We start from the raw sequence: 21,587 nt of genomic DNA on the forward strand, positions 1-21,587 counted from the left end.
GTGATCGACCCGACACCCCGGACCTTTACGGAAAGTCACAACCGATCACGTCAGAAAGACCCCGGACCACAGCCGCGCAGAAACGATCACCCTTGGGCGCGGGAAGGATCACCGTGCGCCAACGAGGCTGGAACGGTCCTTGCTTCAACCTCTATGATCGGCACACTTTCCCATGTGGACGCGCGCATCCGGCGGTCCTCCACCGCCCGGCCGACGAACCCCGACCCCACCTGTTCGAGACGACTGCACCGCGGGAGCCAGCCGTGAACGGAACCCCTGAAGGACCGTCTCCGGTGCCGGGATCCGTCCGGCCACCGGTCACGGAGCGTCAGACCGTCGGCCGTACCGCAGCCGAGCTGCACGACTACCGCGCCGCCTTCAACACCGCACGGCTCGGTATGGCCGTCGTCGACCGCGAGGGACTGGTCGTCTCCGCCAATGCCGCGCTCGGCGGACTGCTCGGCACCGAGCCCGCCGCGCTGGCCAGGCAGGCCGCGGCCTGCCTCGTGGACCTCGCGGCGGACACCCGCACCTGGTACGCGTACCGCGAGGTCCTCCGGGGCCGCCGCTCCAGTTTCCGCTGCACCCGCCGCCTCAAGCACGCCGACGGCCACTCGCTCTGGGCGGAGGTCAGTGTCGCCCCCTTCCCCGACAGCTCCCAGGTGCTGCTCTCGGTCGCCGACGTCAGCGACCGGCGTGAACTGCGGGCCAGGCTGCGCCACCTCCAGATGCACGACCCGGTGACCCGGCTGCCCAACCGCACCCTGTTCTTCGAGCGGCTGTCCGCGGCGCTCGACCCATCGGCGTGCGACCAGCCGGGCACCGGCCGGATCGGGCTCTGCTACCTGGACCTCGACGGCTTCAAGGCCGTCAACGACACACTCGGCCACCGCTTCGGCGACCGGCTGCTCGGTGTCGTCGCCGCCCGGCTGACCCACTGCGCCGACCAGTCCGGCTACGGAGGCGGCACCGGCCATCTGGTCGCCAGACTCGGCGGCGACGAATTCGCCCTCCTCGTCGAGGACTCCACCGGTACGGACCAGCTCACCGATCTGGCGGCGTCCGTACTGGCCGCGCTCCAGGAGCCGTTCGACCTCGGCGGCCAGCGGCTCTCGGTGTCCGCGTCGATCGGAGTGGTGGAGCGGCTCACCGACGGCACCACCGCCACCGGCCTGATGCAGGACGCCGACACCACGCTGTACTGGGCGAAGGCGGACGGCAAGGGACGCTGGACGCTCTTCGACCCGGAGCGCAACGCCCACCGGATGACCCGGCAGGCGCTCTCGTCCACCCTGCGGCCCGCAGTGGACGACGGTGAATTCGTGCTGGAGTACCAGCCGCTGGTGGATCTGGCGGACGGGGAGCTCAAAGGGGTGGAGGCGCTGGTGCGCTGGGACCACCCGCAGTTCGGCCGGCTGACGCCGAACCGGTTCATCGGGCTGGCCGAGGAGGACGGCTCGATCGTCCAGCTCGGCGCGTGGGTGCTGCGCACCGCCTGCCGGCAGGCGAGGGCCTGGCAGCTCGAACACCCCACCCGACCACCGCTGTTCGTGAGCGTCAACATCGCCGTACGGCAGGTGTGGGACTCGGATCTGGTGGCCGACGTCGCCGGGATTCTCGCCGAGACCGGTCTCGCGCCCGACCTGCTCCAGCTGGAACTGACCGAGTCGGCGGTGATGGGTTCCGCGGGACGCCCCCTCCAGGCGCTCCAGGACCTCAGCGACATGGGCGTGCAGATCGCGATCGACGACTTCGGCACCGGCTACTCGAACCTCGCGTATCTGAGCCGGCTGCCGGTGTCCGTACTGAAGCTGGACGGGTCGTTCGTACGCGGATTCCGCTACGACGCGGGAGCGCACCCGAACCCGGCCGACGAGATGATCGTCGAGGCGCTGGTCCAGCTCGCGCACCGGCTGGGGCTCACGGTCACGGCGGAGTGCGTGGAGACCGCGGGGCAGGCGACGCGGCTGCGCAGGATCGGCTGCGACACCGGGCAGGGCTATCTGTACTCACGGGCGGTGGCCCCGGAGGAAATCGGCGCCCTGGTGGCGGGTGCGTCCGCGCGGCGAGGCTGACGGCCGCCACCGGCAACTGCCCACAACTGCCCGGCAACAGAGGGCGGGTGGTGACCGGCCCGGCCGCCACCCGCCCTCTCCCGCGCTGGGCCGCTCTACCCGGGCAGCCCGGGCAGCCCGTAAGCGTCGGCGATCAGCTCGTACGAGCGCAGCCGCGCCTCGCCGCCGTGCGCGTTGGCCGTGATCATCAGCTCGTCGGCGCCCGTGCGCTTCTGGAGATCGTCGAGACCGGAGCGGACCTCGTCGGCGGTCCCGGTGATGATGTTGCCGAGCCAGCCGTCCACGAACTCCCGCTCCGCCGGGCTGAATTCGTATGCCGCGGCCTCTTCGGGCGTCGGCACGAGCCCCGGCCGCCCGGTGCGCAGCCGGAGCATCGACAGTGCGCCGGTGAGGATCTGCCGGTGGGCCTCCTTCGCGTCGTCGGCCGCGAGGGCGGCGACACCGATCAGGGCGTACGGGCTGTCCAGCACCGCCGACGGCCGGAAGGACTCGCGGTAGAGGTCGAGGGCCGGGATGGTGTTCTGCGCCGAGAAGTGGTGCGCGAAGGCGAACGGCAGCCCGAGCGTGCCCGCGAGCCGCGCGCTGAAGCCGGACGAGCCGAGCAGCCACACCGGCGGCCGGCCCGCCGGGCCCTGGACCGGTCCCGGCACGGCGTGGATCCGGGCGTACCGGTGGCCGTCCGGGAAGCTGTCGTCCAGGAACCGGATCAACTCGGCCAGCTGCTGCGGGAATTCGTCGGCGCCCTCGTGCAGCCGGTCCGAGCGGCGGAGCGCGGCCGCCGTGGCCCCGTCGGTGCCGGGGGCCCTGCCTAGGCCCAGGTCGACCCGGCCCGGAGCCATCGCCTCCAGCGTGCCGAACTGCTCGGCGATGACCAGGGGCGCGTGGTTGGGCAGCATCACACCGCCGGAGCCGAGCCGGATGCGGTCGGTGTGGGCGGCGAGGTGCGCGAGCAGTACGGCGGGCGACGAGGAGGCGACCCCGGGCATGGAGTGGTGCTCGGCCACCCAGTACCGGTGGAAACCGCGCCGCTCGGCGAGCTGCGCGATCTCCACTCCGGTACGGATGGCCTGGGTGGCGGTGCGCCCCTCCCCCACGGTCACCAGGTCCAGTACGGACAGGGGTACGGGAGCGGTTCCGGCCGCCTTGCCTTGAATCGGGTCCACCGCGCTGGGCCTTTCTGGTTGTCGGCCAGGTACAGCCGCAGCAACAGGGGACGGTCTCCGGTTATTCCCGCACCGCTACCGGGCGGGCCATGACCGCCGGGGCCCCACCCGCCCGGTTCACGTCCGCCGGAGTCATGTCCACCGGAGTCATGTCTACCGGTTCACGTCCGGTCCGTCCGGGCGAAGAGCTTCCCGAGCCGCTCCCCGGGGACCTTCCGGTCGGCCAGCCGCAGCCCCTCCCACACGGACACCTGGTTCGCGGTGAGCACCGGCTTGCCCAGGACCTGCTCCAGCTCCTGCACATACGCCGCCGTGTGCAGCGCGGTGTCGGGCAGCAGCAGCACCTCCGCGGAGGGATGGTCCCCGGACAGCGCCAGTTCGATGACCTCGTCCCGGCCCCAGGTGCCGACCTCGGCCGCGGTGATGATGCCGCTGCCGCGGGTCGCCGTGACCTCCACACCCGCACCCTTCAGGAAGGCGGCGAAGTAGGCCGCGACGTCCTCCGGGTACGTCGCGGCGATGGCGACCTTCTTCACACCGAGGTACTGGATCGCGTGCGCGAAGGCGAAGGACGTACTGGACGCGGGCATTCCGGCCGCCCGTGCCAGGTCCCTGACCTGTTTCTGCGCCCCGTCCCAGCCGTAGACGAAGCTGCCACTCGTACATGCCCACACCACTGCCTCGGCCCCGGCGAGCCGCAGCTCCTCGACGCCTGCCGCGAGCCGGTCCGCCGCGCCCATCTCGATGAGCGCGTCCACCCGGTGCGCGTCCTCGCCGATGTCGGTGTGGACGACGGACAGTCTCACGTCGGACGCCAGGAGCTGCTCGATGCGCTCGTAGTCGTCCTCCGCGGAATGCCCCGGGTAAAGGAACCCGACCGCTGTCATGTCCAGCCTCCCTGCTCTTCGGGCGGATCTTCTGCCACTGCGCTGGCGGGCTCCGGCGCGGACAGGGGTGCCGGTGCCGGCTCGGGTACGGGCGTGGGCGCGGACTCGATCAGCAGCCGCTGGTACGGACCGACGGCGTGGGCACCGATACAGCGCAGCGCCGCCCACATCGTGACCTGGTTCGCCGAAAGCACCGGCATCCGCAGCTCCGCTTCGAGCTGCGGGATCACGTCGTACGTCGGAAGGTTGGTACAGCTGATGAAGAGTGCGTCCGCCGAACCGATCACCGCCTGTCGAGCCATGTCCACCACATCGCGGTACGGGACCTTCCAGATGTGTCTGGTGAGACCGAGAAAGGCCCGCCCGGTGACGACTGTCCCCGCTTCGCCGAGGTATTCCTCCAGGGAGGACGTCACAGATTCAGTGTAGGGCGTGACCAGCGCGATCCGCCGGACCCCGAGCTCCCGGAAAGCCTCCAGGAGAGCGCCCGACGTGGTGATCGACGGCAGATCGCTCGCCGCCGTCATCGCGGTGCACATGGCCCGTTCTCCGGCTACTCCGCCGACGAAGCTGCCGCTGGTGCAGGCGTACGCCACGACCTGCGGGGCGACCGCGCCCAGTGCACGGACCGCCTCGCGGAGCGTCTCGTGTTCACTGACCAGCCGGGCGAGATCCAGGGAGACTTCGACCGGTACGAAGGGGGTACGCGTCAGGTGGAGCGAGACGTCGTCCGGCACCCACCGCCACAGCTCCCTGTCGAGAGCGAAGTCAAAAGGGGCGACGACACCCACACCGCGTTGTGGCTGTGGTCCGCCGAGGAAGGAGATGTCCATTACTGCCCCCCAAGTGATGTGGGTGAGGCCGCTGTGCTTCTGCTGTCGACGGTAGGGTCACGGTGCGAGCCCGGTCAATCCGTACATGTCAGACGTTGCAATGTGCTTACTCCGACGAAACCCGACCGCCTCCTGTCGAAGGACCGCGCAGATGCCCGAACCCGCTGCACAGAGCGCTGAACCGACCCTTCTCGTGCTGGACGCCGACCCCCCTCCGCGCCTCGGGAAACTTGCCGGCCGGGCGAACATCGTGCACGCCGACGCCCACACCCTCGGCGACCAACTCCCCTACGCGGACGTATTGCTGGTCTGGGACTTCCTCTCCGACGCGGTCCGCAGAGCGTGGCCGGGCGAGGGTCCGCGCCCCCGCTGGGTGCATACCGCGAGCGCCGGGGTGGACCACCTCATCTCCCCCGAACTGGCCGCTTCGGACACCGTGGTCACCAATGCCCGCGGGATCTTCGACCAGCCGATCGCGGAGTATGTCGCGGGCCTCGTCCTCGCCTTCGCCAAGGACCTCCCCGGCACGCTGGAGCTCCAGCGCCGGCGGCGCTGGCAGCACCGTGAGACCCGTCGCGTCGCCGGGACGCGGGCGGTGGTGGTCGGGTCGGGGCCCATCGGCCGGGCGATCACCACCACGCTGAAGGCGCTCGGGGTGCGGGTGGCGCTGGTCGGACGGACCGCGCGCGGTCAGGTGCACGGCCAGGACGAGCTCGATCTGCTGCTGCCCCGCGCCGACTGGGTGGTCTGCGCCGCGCCGCTCACCGACGCCACCCGCGGCATGTTCGACGCGCACGCCTTCGGCACCATGCAGCCGTCCGCGCACTTCATCAACGTGGGGCGCGGAGCGCTCGTCGTCGAGGACGACCTGGCCGAGGCGCTCGGGAAGCGCTGGCTGGCCGGCGCGGCGCTCGATGTCTTCGCGGAGGAGCCGCTGCCCTCCGGCAGCCCGCTCTGGGACGTCCCCGACCTGGTGATCTCGCCGCACATGAGCGGCGACACCGTGGGCTGGCGCGACGACCTCGGCGAGCAGTTCCTCGATCTGTACGACAAGTGGGCGAACGGGGAGCCCCTGCCGAACGTGGTCGATAAGAAACGTGGGTACGTCCACAGCCATGACTGAGCTCTGCGACCTCACCGCCCGACAACTCCTGGCCGGTTACCGGAAGAGCAGCTTCACCCCGGTCGACGTGGCCCGCGCCGTGCTGCAGAGGGCCGAGGTGGTCCAGCCCGAAGTGAACGCCTTCGTCCGGATCGACTCGGCCGCCGCCCTGGAACAGGCCGCGGCGTCGGCGGCGCGCTGGCGCGCGGGAGAGCCGCAGGGGCTGCTGGACGGTGTGCCGGTCACGGTCAAGGACATCCTGCTGCTGCGCGGGGAGCCGACGCTGCGCGGGTCGAGGACCGTACGGCCGGACGGGAGCTGGGACGAGGACGCGCCGTCGGTGGCCCGGCTGCGGGAGCACGGCGCGGTCTTCGTCGGCAAGACGACGACGCCCGAGTTCGGCTGGAAGGGCGTCACCGACTCGCCGCAGCACGGGGTGACCCGCAATCCGTACGACACCACCCGCACATCGGGCGGATCGAGCGGCGGGACGGCGGCGGCGGTGGCGCTCGGGGCAGGGCCGATGGGTCTGGGGACGGACGGCGGGGGCTCGGTCCGCATCCCGGCGTCGTTCTGCGGGATCTTCGGTCTGAAGCCGACGTACGGACGGGTCCCCCTCTATCCGGCGAGCGCCTTCGGGACGCTCGCGCATGTCGGGCCGATGACCCGGGACGCGGCGGACGCGGCACTGATGATGGATGTGATCAGCGGCCCCGACCCGCGCGACTGGTCGCAGCTGGCCCCGCCCGACGGCAGCCTGCGCGCCGCTCTCGACGGCGGGGTGAAGGGGCTGCGGATCGCGTACTCGCCGGCCTTCGGCGGCCAGGTCGCGGTCGACCCCGCGGTGGCGTCGGCGGTCCGGCACGCCGTGAGCCGCCTCGCCGAGCTGGGGGCGTACGTCGAGGAGACCGATCCCGACCTCACCGATCCGGTCGCCGCCTTCCACACCCTGTGGTTCAGCGGGGCTGCCCGGGTGGCGGAGCATCTGAACCGCGAGCAGCGCGAGCTGCTGGACCCGGGTCTGCGGGAGGTCGTCGCGGAGGGCGAGCGGTACTCGGCGCTGGACTATCTGGCGGCCGTGGACGTACGGATGGAGCTGGGCCGGCGCATGGGCCTCTTCCACCAGCAGTACGACCTGCTGGTCACCCCGACCCTGCCGATCACCGCCTTCGAGGCGGGGCTTGAGGCCCCCCGGGACTCGGGGCACCGGCGCTGGACGGGGTGGACCCCGTTCACGTACCCGTTCAACCTGACCCAGCAGCCCGCGGCCACGGTGCCCTGCGGGACGGACGCGGCGGGACTGCCGGTCGGGGTGCAGCTGGTGGGCGCACGCCACGCGGACGCGGTGGTACTGCGGGCCGCTCACACGCTGTACGAGGCGGGGGTGGCCGCAGGGGTGGCCGCTCCGTAACGCACGCCCCCGGAAGGGACCTACGCCCGGCGGAAGTTGAGCGTTTCGCCCGTCGCGCCGGACCGCCAGAGGTCCTGGCACGCGTCCGCCATCCGGTCGAGCCCGTCCACCACCGTGCCCCACACGATCCCCGGCACCCAGCCGGTGTCCCCGTTGATGAGCAGATTGTTCCGCTCGTAGAACAGGGCCAGGTCGACCACCGTGGTACGCCCGCGGTGGTCGGCCGCCGTCTCGTATCCGTACGAATCCGTCCCCAACACCGTCTCGGAGAAGGTGAAGTAGCACAGATCCCCCGGAATGGGGGTGACCGTCGGGTTCTCCAGTGGTGGCTCCTGCGGCGCGAAGCCGGGGACCAGGGTGTAGATCTCGTTGCGCGCGTACTTCGCGTGATAGACGTCCCCGCCCAGCGGGAGCGCGTCCCACACCGCCGCACAGGTCACCGGCGCCTTGTCGTCGAGGAGCTTCGCCGTGCAGCTCACACCGCGCTTGTCGAGGGACAGTTCCACGAATCGATCGCTCATCCCCCCATGGTTTCCCCCTGGGCCCCCACGCGGTCAAGGCCGCCTCTCCGTACGAGGGGCTGAAATTGACCGGCATACCTCGGCTTGGGGCGGGTAGCCGCGCGCCCATGGCTTCACCACCAGGGAACGACTCAGGAAGCACCACAAGACGCCTCATTCGCCCCATCGAGACCATACGCCGCCGTTCACTGCTGCTCGGCATGGCGGGTCTGGGCGCCGCGGGGGCGCTCGGGGCAGCCGGCTGCGCCCGGGTACCGACCGGAGACACCCTCGCCAGGCTCAAGTCGCAGGGCACGGTCAGGCTCGGCATCGCGGGTGAGGTGCCGTACGGGTACATCAATGAGCAGGGGGACTTCACCGGCGAGGCCGTGGAACTCGCGAAGATCATCTTCAAACGGCTCGGTGTCGGCCATGTTCAACCAGTGGCAACGGACTTCGCCTCTCTCATACCCGGGCTCAACTCGCAGCAGTTCGACTGCGTTTCGGCCGGTATGTACATCAACAAGGACCGCTGCCAGCAGGTGATCTTCGCCGATCCCGAGTACCAGATGCTGGATGCCTTCATCGTCCGCAAGGGCAACCCGAAGAACCTCCACACCTACCAGGACTGCGTGAAGGCCAAGGCGAAGTTCGCCACCGGCACCGCGTACGCCGAGATCGCCTACGCCGTCGCAGCCGGTTACAAGGAGAAGGACATCGTCATTCTCCAGGACCAGGTGGCAGGTCTGAACGCCGTCGAGTCCGGCCGGGTCGATGTCTTCGCCGGTACCGCGCTGACCGTCCGCGAGGTGGTGAAGAAGAGTCACAAGGCCGAGTCCACCAAGGCCTTCGCGACCACGATCGACGGCAAGAAGAAGATCGACGGCGGCGGGTTCACCTTCCGCCGCACCGACACCTCACTCCGTGACGCCTTCAACGTCGAGATCCACAAGATGAAGAAGAGCGGCGAACTCTTCCGGGTGCTGCGGCCGTTCGGCTTCACCAAGGACGAGATGACCACGCTGACGGCCAAGGAGCTGTGCGCATCATGACGTCCGGACTGTGGCAGCACTGGGTGCTTCCGGGCATCTGGATCACCATCCAACTCACCATATACAGCGCCGCTCTGGCCGTCGTGGTGGCCTTCGGCATCGGCATGGCGCGGTCCCACCGCTCCCGCGTGGTGCGCTTCCTGGCCGGCTTCTACACCGAGATCTTCCGCGGCACCTCCTCGCTCGTGCTGATGTTCTGGATCTTCTTCGTGCTGCCGAACCTGTTCGGCTGGGCGCTGGTGCCGATGTGGGCCGCGGTGCTGGCCCTGGGCCTCTCGTACGGGGCATACGGCGCCGAGATCGTCCGCGGCGGGCTGAACGCGGTCGCGCCCGCTCAGCGCGAGGCGGGTGTCGCGCTCAACTTCACCCCGTGGCAGCGGATGCGGCTGATCCTGCTGCCGCAGGCGATACCCGAGATGATGCCGCCGTTCTCGAACCTGCTGATCGAGCTGCTCAAGGGCACGGCGCTGGTCTCGCTGCTGGGTGTCGGGGACGTGTCGTTCGCCGCCTACCTGGTGCGGCTCGCCACCCAGGAGAGCTCCAAGATCTACTCCGTGGTCCTGGTCATCTACTTCGTCATCGCGTTCGTACTCACCCGTGGGATGCGGGCACTTGAGCGCAAGACCCGGGCCAATCTCGGCCTCACGGCCACCGGAGGTGCCCGATGAACAGCTGGGACTGGTCCGCCGTCGCGGACTTCATGCCACGTTTCTGGGACGGGCTGCTCACCACCCTCCGGATTCTGGTGCTCGGCTCGGTGCTCTCCTTCGCGCTGGGTCTGGTCTGGGCGCTCTGCTACCGCGTGAAGACACGCTTCGTACGGTGGCCGGTGAACTTCATCACCGAGTTCATCCGCAACACCCCCCTGCTGGTGCAGCTGTTCTTCCTCTTCTTCGTGCTTCCCGAGTGGGGCATCCAGTTCTCCGCGCTGACCACCGGCACGGTCGCGATCGGCGTGCACTACTCGACGTACACCGCCCAGGTCTACCGGGCCGGCATCGACGCGGTGCCGGTCGGGCAGTGGGAGGCGGCCACCGCGCTCTCCCTGCCCCGCAGCCGCACCTGGACCGCGGTGATACTGCCGCAGGCGATCCGCCGGGTGCTTCCCGCGCTCGGCAACTACGTCATCGCGATGCTGAAGGACACCCCTCTGGTCGTCGCGATCAGCGTGCTGGACCTGCTGGGTCAGGCCCGCCTGCAGGGCGGCATGACCTTCCAGTACAACGAGGCGCTCACCGTCGTCGGCGTCGCCTTCATCGTCATCGCCTACCCGGCATCTCTTCTTGTACGAGCCCTGGAGCGCCGCCTTGTCCGCTGACGCGAACGCCAACACCCCCGACAACGCCGACAACGCCGAGACCACCGGCACCGCAGAGACCACCGAGACCACCGAGAAGGCCGGGACCACCTCGGCCACCACGGCGGCCGAGGTCATCAAGACCCCGACGAAGCCGGTCACCGCGAACGAGCTGATCCGCTTCGACAACGTCACGAAGCGGTTCGGCGAGAACACCGTCCTCGACAACCTCTGCTTCTCGGTCCAGCCGGGCAAGCACGTCACCCTGATCGGACCTTCCGGTTCCGGGAAGACGACGATTCTCAGACTTCTGATGACCTTGCTCAAGCCGGACGAGGGGGTGATCACCGTCAACGGTGATCAGCTCTTCCCGTCGAAGGGCGAGAAGCAGATACGGGAGGTGCGCAAGAACATCGGCATGGTGTTCCAGCAGTTCAACCTGTTCCCGAACATGTCGGTGCTGCGCAACATCACCGAGGCCCCGGTCCGGGTCCTCGGCATGTCCAAGGACGAGGCATCCGAACGGGCCAAGGGCCTGCTCGACCTGGTCGGACTCGGCGACCGCGCGGACGCCAAGCCGAACCAGCTCTCCGGCGGCCAGCAGCAGCGCGTCGCCATCGCCCGCGCACTGGCGATGCGTCCACAGGTGCTGCTGCTCGACGAGGTCACATCGGCGCTCGACCCGGAGCTGGTGGCCGGGGTGCTCGACGTGCTGCGCGACATCGCCCGTACGACCGACATCACCATGTTGTGCGTCACCCACGAGATGAACTTCGCCAGGGACATCTCCGACGACGTGCTGATGTTCGACTCCGGCAAGGTGATCGAGTCCGGTTCTCCGGAAAAAATCTTCAGCGACCCGGAGCACGAACGTACGCGCGAGTTCCTCAGCGCAGTGCTCTGACCTGAGACTCCCGGACGGAACCAGGACTCTGGCATATGCCATGGTGGCGCGCCCCAGCTTGACGGCACGGGGCGCGCCAGCAAGTCATCAACAGGCCCCCCACAACGGCCCCTTGGCGGCTATCGTGGTACGCGAGCAAGCGGTCACAACCTGTAGGGGGAACCGTGGCGCTGAAGCCCGAGCCGACCGCGCCGTTCCATTCGGTGCAGTACGCGCTCCGCGTACTGGAGACCGTCTCCAGGTACGGCGGGGGCGTGACCGATTCCGACATCGCGCGTGAGACCGGCCTGCCCACCTTCCACCTCTCCTCCCTGCTGCTGATGCTGCGCCGCGAGGGGTACGTCGAGCAGGTCAGCGACGGCGCCTACATCACCGGCGACTCACTCGTCCTTCTCGGCTCCGGCACCACCCGCGAGGCAGCACTTCAGGCCAAGCTCCAGAACACTCTGGACCAGCTGCGGGACTCGGTCGGTGCCGCCGTCTACATCAGCCGGTACATCGACGGCGAAATGAAGATCACCCAGGTCGCCGACGGGCCACTGACGCCCGCGGTCCAGGAGTGGGTGGACTTCCGCTCGTCGGCGCACGCCAGCGCGGCCGGCAAGTGCCTGCTGAACCAGCTCGACCAGAACGCCCGCCGGGACCACATCTCGCGCCACAAGATCGCCCGGCTCACCTCGAAGACGATCACCAACGAGCGGGTCCTCTTCTCCAAGCTGGACGCTCAGCCGGCCACGGTCCCGGTGCTGGACATCCAGGAGTACGCGGTGGGCACGGTCTGCGCCGCGGTGCCGCTCACGGCGGGCTCCACTGTCGGATGCCTGGCCCTTTCGCTGCCGATCGAGCACGCCCACCGGCTGCGCGCGGCGGCGGACTCGCTGAACCGGCAGGCCGCCCCCGTAGTGCTCTCGCTCACCATCTGAGGCCGGTTCCGGGGGCGATCCCGACCTGGTTTGGAGCACCCCGCCGGACCAGCTACTATTTCCGAGTCAGCAGGCGCCGCTAGCTCAGTTGGTTAGAGCAGCTGACTCTTAATCAGCGGGTCCGGGGTTCGAGTCCCTGGCGGCGCACAGACGGAAGAAGCCCCTCGCGAAAGCGGGGGGCTTCTTCGTGTTCGGGGCCAGGGACTCGAACCCCGGACCCACACATGTCCAGACCCACACATGTCCAGACCCACACATGTCCAGATCCGCACATGCCCAGATCCGCGCAAGCCCAGTTCCCCGCAAGCCCAGTTCCGCACATCCCGAGATCCATACAGTCGTATTACACACGCGTACTAGACAAGCGTCTATGACGCTCGTACAGTCGCCGTCATGAGTCAGCCGACGAACGACACGAGTTCGACGAACCCAAACCCGACAACAGCACGCGCCGGCCGCAAGGAGTGGACCGCCTTCGTTGTCCTGCTCCTGCCACTTCTGCTGGTTTCGATGGACGTGTCCGTCCTGTTCTTCGCCATCCCGTCCATCACCCGGGAGCTCGACCCGAGCAGCACCCAGCAGCTCTGGATCTTCGACATCTACGCCTTCGCCCTGGCCGGGCTGCTCATCACGATGGGCTCGCTGGGCGACCGGATCGGCCGCCGGAAGCTGCTGCTGTTCGGGGCCGCGGCCTTCGGTGTGGCATCCGTCGGGGCCGCGTACGCGCAGAGCGCCGAGATGCTCATCGCCGCACGGGCCGTGCTCGGGGTCGGCGGGGCGACGCTGATGCCCTCCACCATGGCGCTGATCCGCAACATGTTCACCGACACGAAGCAGCGCACGAAGGCGGTCGGTATCTGGTCGGGCGCCATGGCCGGCGGGATCGCCCTCGGTTCCGTGATGAGCGGCATCATGCTGGAGCACTTCTGGTGGGGCTCGGTCTTCTTGATCAATGTGCCCGCGATGGTGCTGCTGCTGGTCCTGGTCCCCGTCCTGGTGCCGGAGTTCAAGGACCCGGAGCCCGGCAGGTTCGATCTGCTGAGCGTGCCGCTGTCGATGGGGTCCGTGCTTCCGGTGATCTACGGCATCAAGGAGATGGCCGCGCACGGCTTCAGCGTCCCGATGCTGCTGTGCGTCCTGGCGGGACTGGCCGTGGGCGCGGTCTTCGTACAGCGGCAGCGCTCGGGCCGCTCCACGATGATCAGCCGCGCGCTGTTCCGGAAACGCGAGTTCGGCGCCGGGATCACGCTCAACGCGCTGGCCGCGTTCGCGATGATGGGGTCCTCGTACTTCACCACGCAGTACCTCCAGTCGGTGCTCGGGATGAGCACGATGGAGGCCGCGCTCTGGTCCCTGGCCCCGTCGGTCTCGGTGGGGATCGCCGCGCCGACCGCCACCGCCGTCGCCCAGCGGGTGCAGCGGTCATCGGTGGTCGCCGCCGGGTTCGTCATCGCGGCGGCCGGGTTCGTCGTACTGAACCTCACCGGTACGCACTCGCTCTGGCTGCTGCTGGCCGGTGCCGCCGTCAGCAGCTCCGGCATCGTGACCGTGATGGCGCTGGTCGCCGACCTGGCACTCGGGTCGGCCCCCGCGGAGAAGGCGGGTTCCGCAGCGTCGCTCCTGGAGACCGGGCAGGAGTTCGGCGGGGCGATGGGAATGGCGGTACTCGGCTCGATCGGCACGGCGGTCTACCGCGCCGACATTCCGGCGTCGGCGCCCCACCAGGCACGGGAGACGCTGGGCGGCGCACGGGCCGTGGGCGACCCGGGCATGGTGCATCTGGCGCAGGAGGCGTTCGTGCACGGGATGCACTTCGCGGCGGCGGGCGGCGCGGTGCTGCTGCTGGCGGGGGCGGTCCTGGCCGTGGTGCTGCTGCGGGGGCGGAAGAACGCGGTGAGGCATGAGGCGGCCGGCGCTCCGGCGGAGCTGGCGGCGTAGTCCGGGCGGGGCCGGGGCGAATGAGGGTGGCAGGCCGGCGGGGTGGGCGGGACGGAGGAGGCGCAGTGCCCCGCCCGTCCCCTGGCGCGGCGGGGCCGGAACCGCTATCGGGTCAGCAGCTCGGCGCGCCCCCGCGCCCCGTACTCCGCCACCAGCCGTTCCACGTCCTCCGCAGTCAGCTGCCCGTAGCCTCCGTCCACCGCCCGCCACACCGGATCCCCGCAGCGGAAGCCCTCACGGCGCAGCCCCACCCGGTGCACCTTGTTCGTCGCCGTGACCGGCATCGCGGGGACGATGCGTACGTAGGCGGGCGCCATCTTCGTTCCCAGGTCGGGCTGTTCGCGCAGGAAGTCCGCGAAGGCCACCGGATCGAAGGCGGCGCCCTCGCGCAGGGCGAGCGCCGCCATCACCTGGTCGCCGGCCACCGGGTCGGGTACCGCGTACACCGCGACCGCCACCGCGTCCTTCCAGCGGGCGAGGATGTTCTCGATCATGGCGGCGGCCAGGTTCTCGCTGTCGACGCGCAGCCGGTCGTCCGTACGGCCCGCGAAGTAGAGGAAGCCATCGGCGTCGCGGTAGAAGAGGTCACCGGTCCAGTACCAGCCACTGCGTCTGCGGTCCGCGTCGGCGGTCTCGTTGCGCCAGTACCCCTCGAACGGGTTGGGCCCCCGGTTGACCAACTCACCTATCGCTTCAGTGCCGTTGGTGAGGCGGCCGCGCTCGTCGAAGACGGCACGGGGCCGCTCGTCGAGGGTGTCCGGGTCGACCACCGCCAGGTCGTCACCCGGCGCAGCCCGGCCGATCGCGCCCGGGGGTGTGCCTGCGGTGTGCTGGACGGCCGCGCCGCCCTCGGACGATCCGTACCCCTCGATCAGCCGCACGCCGAACCGTTCGGCGAAACGCGCCGCGTCCACCGCCCCCGCCTCCGTGCCGAAGCCGGTCCGCAGCGGGTGCGCACGGTCATCGGGGCGCTCGGGTGTGGCCAGCAGGTACTGCACGGCCCGGCCGACATAGGTGAAGTACGTGGCGCCGTGGGCCCGTACGTCATCCAGGAAGCGGGAGGCCGAGAAGCGGGGGCGCAGCGCGACGGCGGCGCCCGCCGCCACGGCGGGGGCCCAGTTGGCGATCACCGCGTTGCCGTGGAACAGCGGCATACAGATGTAGTGGACGTCGTCCCCGCCGGTCCCGAAGTGCGTGACCAGGGACTGTCCGGCCGCCGCCAGCCGTCCCTGGGTGCAGATCGCGGCCTTGGGGGCGCCCGTGGAGCCCGAGGTGAAGTAGAGGAGCATCCGTGCGGACGGGGACACCGGCGCCACGACCGCTTCGCCGGGGACGGCGTCCGCGTACGGGGCGAGCAGCTCGCGATAGGCGTCGGAGTCGGTGACCAGCATGCGTACGCCCGGCAGTTCCAGGCCGTCGAGCAGCGGCAGCAGCTCCCGCGAGGTGATCAGTACCCGGCAGTCGGTGTGCACGATGTCGCGGGCCAGTTCGGCCCCGCGCCGCGTCGGGTTGATCCCGGCGACGGCGGCCCCCGCGAGGGCCGCCGCGCTCAGCCAGAGCGGGAATTCCGGGGTGTTGTGGAGCAGCACCCCGATGTGGGGCTCGGCTCCGGCCGGGAGCAGATCCACGAGTAGCGCGGCCCGTGCGGCAGCGCCCGAGGCGACTTGATGGTGGCTCAGGATCAGCTGACCGGATTTCAGGCCGGGCCGCTGGTCGCCCCATTGACGCTGTACGAGCTCCGCGAAGGTGTCTGCGCTCCTCATGGCGCCGCAGGATAACTGACTACCCGTCAGAACTGAACGCATCCGTCAGGGATTTGAACGGCCGGAAGCGCACCGCCCGTCAGAAGCTGACGTCCGAGCAGGCATAGAACGCGTTGCCCGTGTCGGCGATGTTCCACACGGAGAGGATCATGTGGTGGCCGGTCTTCTGGGTGGGGATGGTGCCCTGCTGCGAGACGGTTCCGGGCGGCTGCTGACCGCCGTACGGGACCGTCATGAACGGCTGCGGTTCGAGGTCGGCCCTGGTGAGCGGCTTGGTGTCGTCCCAGCCGTTCTTGGTGATGAAGTACTCGAAGTCGGTCGTGGCGTGCCGGGCGGTGAACTGCCAGCGGAACGTGTACGCCTGGCCACCCGTCAGCTTGGTGGTGGGCCAGGCGCCGCCGTCCGGCGCCTTCGCCCCGTCGAGCTGGGCGAAGTCGTCGTGCGCACCGGAGCAGATCTTGCCGTCGGCGGGCCCGGCGCCGGGGAAGCCCTTGGGCGCCTCGACGCTCTGCGGTTCGTACTGGATGGCACCGCAGTTGGTGACGGTGCCGTTGGCACACAGCTTCTGACGGCTGATGGGCTGGTCGGTGTACCCGTGGCTGCTGGCGCTGCCAGTGGCGAGCAGGGAGACGCCCGCCACGGCAAGGCCGACCACGGCCGCACCCAGTTTCTTGCGCATACTGCACTCCTCGGAACGTGGGGGAGTTCGATGTGCCGAGCTGCGGTCTAGACCAAGGCTCAGGGTATGGACACCAGTTCGCCGTGTCCATATCAAACACAGGTCTGCACCAATTCCGAGGGACGGGCAGGAGAAGCGCGGGGGGGGGATGACGGGGAGTGCGGGGAAGCGCGGGGGCGGACAAGGAGTGTGGGGAAGCGCAAGGACTGCGGGTCGGCCCCTGGAGAGGGCTCAGGAGGGATAGGGAATGCCGCTGCGCCCCGAGTAGAAGGCGACCGTCAGATCCCTGACGAGCGCGTTGCGCTCATAGCCGTCCAGCTCGACGAGTCCGCGCGCGGTCAGCCGGGTCACCGTGTCGTCCACCGCGTCCACCACCGAGGTCAGCACGGTGTCCCGGTGCCGGGCGTCGATCGCGGCGACCCGGCTCCGCTGCATCGCGCCCGCGACCTCCGGGGCGTACTCGATCCGGGTCGGCTGCGCCGAGAACACCTCGATGCCGACCGGGAACGTCTCCGCCCTCACCATCCGGGTCAGCGCGTCACCGACCGCCTCGCTGTCGCGCAGCGTCGGACCGTCCTCGTGGAAGGCGTCGGCCGGCAGCTGCGAGAGCACCCGGGCCATCGCCGCCTCCACCTGCTCGCACAGATACGCCTCGTGGTCCCCCACCGCGTACGCGGCCCTGGCCGTGTCCTTGATCCGCCACACCACCAGGACGACGACGCTCAGGGCCGTGCCGTCGGCGTCGACGACGGGCAGCGGCTCGCTGCGCCAGTGACGCAGCCGTACGTCGACCCGGCGGCGCAGCACCAGCGGGCTCATCCACACCAGCCCGGTCCGCCGCACGCTCCCCCGGTAGTCGCCGAAGAGTGAGAGGACCCACGCGTGGCCGACCCGCCCGCGCCCGAGCCCGCCGAACGCGAGGAGCGCCAGCGCACCGAGCACGGCGAGCACCGCACCCGCCTCGGGCCCGATCCCGTCGTACGGCACCGTGTCCAGCCGCAGCAGTGCGGCCAACGGGGCCGGAACCGCCCCGGCCCTCCACAGCACCACCGCGAAACCGACGAGCGCGACGGCGCCGCCGAGCAGCGCGAGGGCCCCGGGCAGCGAGGCCCCGGGGCGCTCGGCAAGCCGGGGGTCGACGGACGGTGCGGGCCGGACGGAGCCCTGGACGCGGGCGTCCGTCCGGGCCGGCTGCCGCTTCGGTCCGGTGGGAACCCCCGGACGACCCGCGGGCCGCCCGACTGTCCGTACGGCCGTCGCCACGGACCCGGGGGCATCGTCACGGAACAGCAGGTGAACGGGGATCTCCGTCGTGGACTCGTTCATGATGACCGAGGCCCTGCGCATCGCCGGCCGACCCCCGGCCGGCTCCTCGAACCGCCTCGGCTCGACCGGTTCGGCGGACTCGATCTGTTCGGCCCACTCGGCCTGCCCGGCCTGCCCGGCCTGCCCGGCCTGCTCCAGGGGATCGACCCGCTCAATCGGCCCTGTGGGCCAGTCCGTTGGCCCCACAGGTTCGGCCTGCCCGCCGAGCCCGGCGTGTCCACCGGCTGCTGCTGTCGTCTCGGTCATGCGAAGAGTCGCCTCCATGTCTCGGGGCCGGGATATCCGTTGGCCGCCGCGCCGGTCCATCCCTGGGCCCGCTGGAACGCCTGAACATTGCGCCGGTCCGCTTCGGACCACCGGGGCCCGGGACCGGCCTTGTAGTACTTGCCGAAGCCCTTCTTCACCAGCTGCTTGCCGAGCTGCTCCACGTGGGGACCGGACTGCCCCGGCTTGAAGAACGAGGCACCGGGAAAGGCCTTGTCGCTCGCCGCGCTGCTGGTACGGGCGGGGGTTTTGGTACGGGCGGGGGTGGGGGTGGCCGGACCGGCAGGGGTGGCCGGACCGGTGGGGGTGCTGGTGCCGACAGGGCTGCCGGGGCTGCTCGCGGTGGGCGGATTACCGGTGCTGGTGGGCTTGTTGGTGCTGGTGAGCTTGGTGGTGGGGACGGGCTTGATGGTGGGGACAGGTTTGCTGGTGTGCGTGGGCTTGCTGATGTGCGTGGGCTTGCTGATGCTGATGGGACTCCCCGCACTACTGCTGCCGGTGGTGCCCTTGCCCTCGGTACGGCCCTTCCCTGCGGTACGGCCCTTCCCTGCGGGCCGGGTGTCCTTGCCGGTGGGTGAGGTCTTCCTGCCGGCGGGCGGGATGTTCTTGCCGCCGCCCTTCACCAGCAGGTTCCAGGTGACGGGGCCGGGCATCCCGTCCGCGTCGGAGCCGGTCCACCCCTGGGCTCGCTGGAACGCCTGGGTGGCCCGGCGGTCGGCCCCACCCCACCTCGGGCCGGGGCCCTGCAGGTAGAAACGGCCGCCACCGCGCGCGACGAGCATCCGGCCGAGCCGGGTGACGTTGCCGTTCTTCGCGCCCTTCCCGAAGGACTTCGCCCCGGGGTGGGCGACGGCCGGCCGGGAACCGCCGCTGCCGGCCTTGAGCCCCTTGTAGCGGTAGGGCACATAGCGGCTGGAGTGGGACCAGTAGGCATACGGGGTCGACTGCGCGCGGGTGTGCGGCCGCGTCTGCTCGTACGCCAGGTAGGAGGTGTGGGCGGAGTTGGTCCAGCCACCGAAGATGGTGACGTGCGAGCCCTTGTTGGGGTTCGCCGGGTTGTGGAACAGCAGGATGTCGCCGGGCCGGAGATTGTTCTTGTCTATCCGCACCCCGTACTGGGCCAGGTTTCCCGTCCATTCGCTCCCGCTCAGCCCCCAGGCCATCGAGACGAAGCCGGAGCAGTCCTGCCGGTACCCGTCCTTCCAGTTCTTGTCCATGCGGTACGGGACCTTGGCCGCCACCCACTTCGCGGCGCGGCTGATGATCGCCGACCTGGTGGTGGCGGGCAGCTTCGTGGGCTCGGCGGGCGCCGCGGCCGGCTCCTGGCCCTGGCCGCCCGGGCCGGGGGAGGCAGCCGCCGCCGTCCCCCCGCCGAGTACCACTCCGGCGGCGGTCGCCAGGACGAGCGCGCGCCGCGCGCCGTGGGCCGCCGGGTGGCCGCCCTCTCTCAGCGAGAGGGCGTGGAAGGCCGAGCGGCGCCACTCGACGCACCCCGCACAGCCGCAGTCGCTCGCAGGTTCGTACTCCTCGAAGACCGGAACCGTCATACGTGTCCCCTCCGCGTTGGTGAAGTTCCGCAATGACGCATCTGCACGGTCGTCAGCTTCTCAACTATGCGGACGAATCGCATTTTGACGGATTGAATGGGGAGAAAAGGAACATATGACCTGTCGTGAGGTCCGGAGCACCTCCGCCGGTCCGGTAAAGTTCTCCAGGTCAGCAGGCGCCGCTAGCTCAGTTGGTTAGAGCAGCTGACTCTTAATCAGCGGGTCCGGGGTTCGAGTCCCTGGCGGCGCACGCGATACCGAAGCCCCCCACCTCACGGTGGGGGGCTTCGGTCGTTCTCCCCTCCCCCAGCCACCCGGACGCGGGGGCTCCGGTCCACTTCATCTCACCTGCACCACAAGGGAGTTGAGGCCCGATCGGGGCACACCCACGTACCCCGCGTCGGCCCGGCGCACACGGCACACCAGAGGGGCGCCCGGTCGGACGCCCCTCTGGTGTGCCCCACGGTGGATCTCAGTGGATCGAGCGAAACAAATTCGGCCGAGTAGATCAAACAGGTCACAGAGACCGGGCAGATACCGAACAGACCGGGCGAATCCTGGCCAAAATAGCCCGCCACCCACCCGGCCGCTCACCCCAGCCCCTCCTTCTCCGGCCGCTCACTTCTTCGGCACACCCGTGAGGTAGGCCGAGACCACCACATTCGCGCTGTATGCCCGCGTCGTACGGTCGAACGAGCCGCCGCAGGTGATCAGCCTCAGCTCCGCACGGCCGTGCACCCGCTCCCCGTACACCTTCTTCGCGTTGAAGTGGCTGCGCTGGAAGACCTGGACATCGTCGATGGTGAACTCGCTGACCGAGCCGTCAGAGCCCGTCACCCGCACCTTCTCGCCAGGACGGACCGCACTCAGGCCGTAGAAGACCGCTTTCCTGGTGTTCGTATCGACATGGCCGACCAGCAGCGCGGCCCCCACGGCGCCGGGACGGGTGCCGGCACCGAACCAGCCGACCTCGCCCGGAGCCCCGAACGGCGGCGGGTCGACCGCACCGTGTGCGTCGAGCCCCCGCGGCACGATCGGGGCGTTGATCCCGACCGAGGGGATCTGCACCCGCCGCGGCCGTTCTCCCGCGAGCGGGTCATGGGCCGGTGGCAGCGAGACGCCGAGCGGGCGGCCCACCGCGGCCACATCGCCGGTCTTCGGCCCCGAACTCCCCTCGGGGCCTTCGGTGATCTGGCGGCCCCACAGCCACAGCCCGAGCAGCAGTACGGCCCAGGCGACCCCGGTCAGCAGCCGGCCGCTTCCCGATGACGAGCCTTCGGACGACATGTCAGCTGCTGCGCCGGCGCCGGACGCTGCGCCCGGCCACTGCCACGGCGGCGATCCCTGCGAGCACCAGGCCGACGACGGTGTGCCCGGTGCCCGGAGCCGCTTCCTGGGCCGCGACCGTGGCGGTGGCCCCGCCACCCGCGTGGACGGGAGCGATCGGGGTGCGCAGCGGCATGGGACGGTGATGGTCGCCGCCCTCCCGGACGACGGTGATCGTGCCGGTCACAACGGTGCGCCCGCACTTGACCTGGACCGTGTAGTCCTTGGACTCCGCGTCGGCGCGGATTCGCGCGGCGGCGTACATGGAGCCCCGGTCGGCGGCGGGCGAGAACTGGGCCTGCGAGTCGAAGGCGTCGGACCTGCCGAACGGCTTGCCGCTCCTGCAGCTCACTCTGAGGTCCACCTCCTCACCGGGGGCGATGACGGACGGACTGACCGTGACCGTCCCCGAGGACCCTTCGGCCGGAGCCGCGATCGCGGCTGCGGGGAACAGGGCAGCCGCGGCCGCCGTTGCGGCACAGAGAGTGATGGGTATCAGACGCATAGTGAACCTCCTGTTACGAAGGTTGCTGCCTGGGAAGCCATCGCGCATCCCGGAATGCCGCACATACGTCCGATCGGGGCGCCCGCAGCCGA

At 70.0% G+C, this 21,587-nt stretch carries 18 protein-coding genes, 2 tRNA genes and 1 pseudogene; 11 read left to right on the forward strand and 10 right to left on the reverse strand.

The annotated features are described in order from the left end of the window. Positions 1-293 precede the first annotated feature (293 nt). The gene (locus OHB13_RS12500) at positions 294-2,075 is read left to right on the forward strand and encodes a putative bifunctional diguanylate cyclase/phosphodiesterase (protein WP_328377137.1); all 1,782 of its coding nucleotides are present in this window, start codon (positions 294-296) and stop codon (positions 2,073-2,075) included. Between the two features lie 95 nt (positions 2,076-2,170). Here OHB13_RS12500 and OHB13_RS12505 read toward each other — a convergent pair whose 3' ends face one another. The 3 genes from OHB13_RS12505 to OHB13_RS12515 all read right to left on the reverse strand — a co-directional run bounded on the left by OHB13_RS12505 (position 2,171) and on the right by OHB13_RS12515 (position 4,958). Next, entirely contained in the window at positions 2,171-3,238 is a 1,068-nt protein-coding gene (locus OHB13_RS12505) for an LLM class flavin-dependent oxidoreductase (RefSeq protein WP_328377138.1), read from the reverse strand. Between the two features lie 161 nt (positions 3,239-3,399). Then, a complete protein-coding gene (locus OHB13_RS12510) occupies positions 3,400-4,125 on the reverse strand; it encodes a maleate cis-trans isomerase family protein (RefSeq protein WP_328377139.1) in 726 nt (241 codons plus the stop codon). After that, positions 4,122-4,958: a decarboxylase gene (locus tag OHB13_RS12515; RefSeq protein ID WP_266856749.1), complete on the reverse strand. Its 837-nt coding sequence runs from the start codon at positions 4,956-4,958 to the stop codon at positions 4,122-4,124. Before OHB13_RS12515 ends, OHB13_RS12510 begins: the two co-directional genes overlap by 4 nt. Positions 4,959-5,109: 151 nt before the next feature. Between OHB13_RS12515 and OHB13_RS12520 the strand changes: the two genes are divergently transcribed. Next, positions 5,110-6,081, forward strand: coding sequence for a D-2-hydroxyacid dehydrogenase (locus OHB13_RS12520; protein WP_328377140.1), 972 nt, complete (start codon positions 5,110-5,112; stop codon positions 6,079-6,081). Beyond that, positions 6,074-7,471, forward strand: coding sequence for an amidase (locus OHB13_RS12525; RefSeq protein WP_328377141.1), 1,398 nt, complete (start codon positions 6,074-6,076; stop codon positions 7,469-7,471). Before OHB13_RS12520 ends, OHB13_RS12525 begins: the two co-directional genes overlap by 8 nt. A gap of 20 nt (positions 7,472-7,491) precedes the next feature. Here the strand turns inward: OHB13_RS12525 and OHB13_RS12530 are convergent, their stop codons facing one another. After that, positions 7,492-7,992: a DUF3830 family protein gene (locus OHB13_RS12530; RefSeq protein ID WP_328377142.1), complete on the reverse strand. Its 501-nt coding sequence runs from the start codon at positions 7,990-7,992 to the stop codon at positions 7,492-7,494. A 200-nt stretch (positions 7,993-8,192) separates the two neighbouring features. On the opposite strand from OHB13_RS12530, the gene ehuB reads away from it, so the two are divergent. From ehuB to OHB13_RS12565, 7 genes are all read left to right on the forward strand, one after another. Next, a complete protein-coding gene (gene ehuB, locus OHB13_RS12535) occupies positions 8,193-9,023 on the forward strand; it encodes an ectoine/hydroxyectoine ABC transporter substrate-binding protein EhuB (RefSeq protein ID WP_266861045.1) in 831 nt (276 codons plus the stop codon). Further along, positions 9,020-9,691: an ectoine/hydroxyectoine ABC transporter permease subunit EhuC gene (gene ehuC / locus OHB13_RS12540; RefSeq protein WP_164264788.1), complete on the forward strand. Its 672-nt coding sequence runs from the start codon at positions 9,020-9,022 to the stop codon at positions 9,689-9,691. The genes ehuB and ehuC overlap by 4 nt, the downstream gene beginning before the upstream one ends. Beyond that, on the forward strand, positions 9,688-10,341 hold the full coding sequence (gene ehuD / locus OHB13_RS12545) for an ectoine/hydroxyectoine ABC transporter permease subunit EhuD (protein ID WP_266856741.1): 654 nt from the start codon (positions 9,688-9,690) through the stop codon (positions 10,339-10,341). The genes ehuC and ehuD overlap by 4 nt, the downstream gene beginning before the upstream one ends. A 115-nt stretch (positions 10,342-10,456) precedes the next feature. Continuing rightward, on the forward strand, positions 10,457-11,224 hold the full coding sequence (ehuA, locus tag OHB13_RS12550) for an ectoine/hydroxyectoine ABC transporter ATP-binding protein EhuA (RefSeq protein WP_266861043.1): 768 nt from the start codon (positions 10,457-10,459) through the stop codon (positions 11,222-11,224). A gap of 164 nt (positions 11,225-11,388) precedes the next feature. Next, on the forward strand, positions 11,389-12,147 hold the full coding sequence (locus OHB13_RS12555; protein WP_266856739.1) for an IclR family transcriptional regulator: 759 nt from the start codon (positions 11,389-11,391) through the stop codon (positions 12,145-12,147). 73 nt (positions 12,148-12,220) lie between these two features. Continuing rightward, positions 12,221-12,294 (forward strand) — tRNA-Lys (locus tag OHB13_RS12560). A gap of 246 nt (positions 12,295-12,540) precedes the next feature. Next, positions 12,541-14,085 (forward strand): MFS transporter, encoded by a 1,545-nt coding sequence (locus tag OHB13_RS12565; RefSeq protein ID WP_328377143.1) that lies wholly within the window; start codon positions 12,541-12,543, stop codon positions 14,083-14,085. A 104-nt stretch (positions 14,086-14,189) separates the two neighbouring features. Here the strand turns inward: OHB13_RS12565 and OHB13_RS12570 are convergent, their stop codons facing one another. The 4 genes and pseudogenes from OHB13_RS12570 to OHB13_RS12585 form a co-directional block, all read right to left on the reverse strand. Further along, entirely contained in the window at positions 14,190-15,848 is a 1,659-nt protein-coding gene (locus tag OHB13_RS12570) for an AMP-binding protein (RefSeq protein WP_328377144.1), read from the reverse strand. Between the two features lie 79 nt (positions 15,849-15,927). After that, entirely contained in the window at positions 15,928-16,527 is a 600-nt protein-coding gene (locus OHB13_RS12575; RefSeq protein WP_266856733.1) for a lytic polysaccharide monooxygenase auxiliary activity family 9 protein, read from the reverse strand. Positions 16,528-16,758: 231 nt separating this feature from the next. Next, positions 16,759-18,051, reverse strand: a pseudogene (locus OHB13_RS12580) (SPFH domain-containing protein); the annotation flags it as partial. 44 nt (positions 18,052-18,095) lie between these two features. Beyond that, positions 18,096-19,664: a peptidoglycan-binding protein gene (locus tag OHB13_RS12585; RefSeq protein WP_328377145.1), complete on the reverse strand. Its 1,569-nt coding sequence runs from the start codon at positions 19,662-19,664 to the stop codon at positions 18,096-18,098. 176 nt (positions 19,665-19,840) lie between these two features. Here OHB13_RS12585 and OHB13_RS12590 point away from each other — a divergent pair. Continuing rightward, positions 19,841-19,914: transfer RNA gene (locus OHB13_RS12590), tRNA-Lys, on the forward strand. A 368-nt stretch (positions 19,915-20,282) separates the two neighbouring features. On the opposite strand, the gene OHB13_RS12595 is transcribed toward OHB13_RS12590, so the two are convergent. Further along, a complete protein-coding gene (locus tag OHB13_RS12595) occupies positions 20,283-20,951 on the reverse strand; it encodes a class F sortase (protein WP_328377146.1) in 669 nt (222 codons plus the stop codon). Between the two features lies 1 nt (position 20,952). Further along, positions 20,953-21,495 carry a hypothetical protein gene (locus OHB13_RS12600; protein WP_266856727.1) on the reverse strand — a complete coding sequence of 181 codons (543 nt, stop codon included), beginning with the start codon at positions 21,493-21,495 and terminating at the stop codon, positions 20,953-20,955. Positions 21,496-21,587: the final 92 nt, after the last annotated feature.

It is taken from the genome of Streptomyces sp. NBC_00440, from assembly GCF_036014215.1.
Classification (GTDB): Bacteria; Actinomycetota; Actinomycetes; order Streptomycetales; family Streptomycetaceae; genus Streptomyces.

Excerpts from the sequence above, each read along its gene's own strand:
- OHB13_RS12510 (WP_328377139.1), bottom strand. The coding sequence starts at position 4,125 with ATGACAGCGGTCGGGTTCCTTTACCCGGGGCATTCCGCGGAGGACGAC.
- OHB13_RS12515 (WP_266856749.1), bottom strand. The coding sequence starts at position 4,958 with ATGGACATCTCCTTCCTCGGCGGACCACAGCCACAACGCGGTGTGGGT.
- OHB13_RS12520 (WP_328377140.1), top strand. The coding sequence starts at position 5,110 with ATGCCCGAACCCGCTGCACAGAGCGCTGAACCGACCCTTCTCGTGCTG.
- OHB13_RS12525 (WP_328377141.1), top strand. The coding sequence starts at position 6,074 with ATGACTGAGCTCTGCGACCTCACCGCCCGACAACTCCTGGCCGGTTAC.
- OHB13_RS12530 (WP_328377142.1), bottom strand. The coding sequence starts at position 7,992 with ATGAGCGATCGATTCGTGGAACTGTCCCTCGACAAGCGCGGTGTGAGC.
- ehuB (WP_266861045.1), top strand. The coding sequence starts at position 8,193 with ATGGCGGGTCTGGGCGCCGCGGGGGCGCTCGGGGCAGCCGGCTGCGCC.
- ehuC (WP_164264788.1), top strand. The coding sequence starts at position 9,020 with ATGACGTCCGGACTGTGGCAGCACTGGGTGCTTCCGGGCATCTGGATC.
- ehuD (WP_266856741.1), top strand. The coding sequence starts at position 9,688 with ATGAACAGCTGGGACTGGTCCGCCGTCGCGGACTTCATGCCACGTTTC.
- OHB13_RS12565 (WP_328377143.1), top strand. The coding sequence starts at position 12,541 with ATGAGTCAGCCGACGAACGACACGAGTTCGACGAACCCAAACCCGACA.
- OHB13_RS12570 (WP_328377144.1), bottom strand. The coding sequence starts at position 15,848 with ATGAGGAGCGCAGACACCTTCGCGGAGCTCGTACAGCGTCAATGGGGC.
- OHB13_RS12575 (WP_266856733.1), bottom strand. The coding sequence starts at position 16,527 with ATGCGCAAGAAACTGGGTGCGGCCGTGGTCGGCCTTGCCGTGGCGGGC.
- OHB13_RS12585 (WP_328377145.1), bottom strand. The coding sequence starts at position 19,664 with ATGACGGTTCCGGTCTTCGAGGAGTACGAACCTGCGAGCGACTGCGGC.
- OHB13_RS12595 (WP_328377146.1), bottom strand. The coding sequence starts at position 20,951 with ATGTCGTCCGAAGGCTCGTCATCGGGAAGCGGCCGGCTGCTGACCGGG.
- OHB13_RS12600 (WP_266856727.1), bottom strand. The coding sequence starts at position 21,495 with ATGCGTCTGATACCCATCACTCTCTGTGCCGCAACGGCGGCCGCGGCT.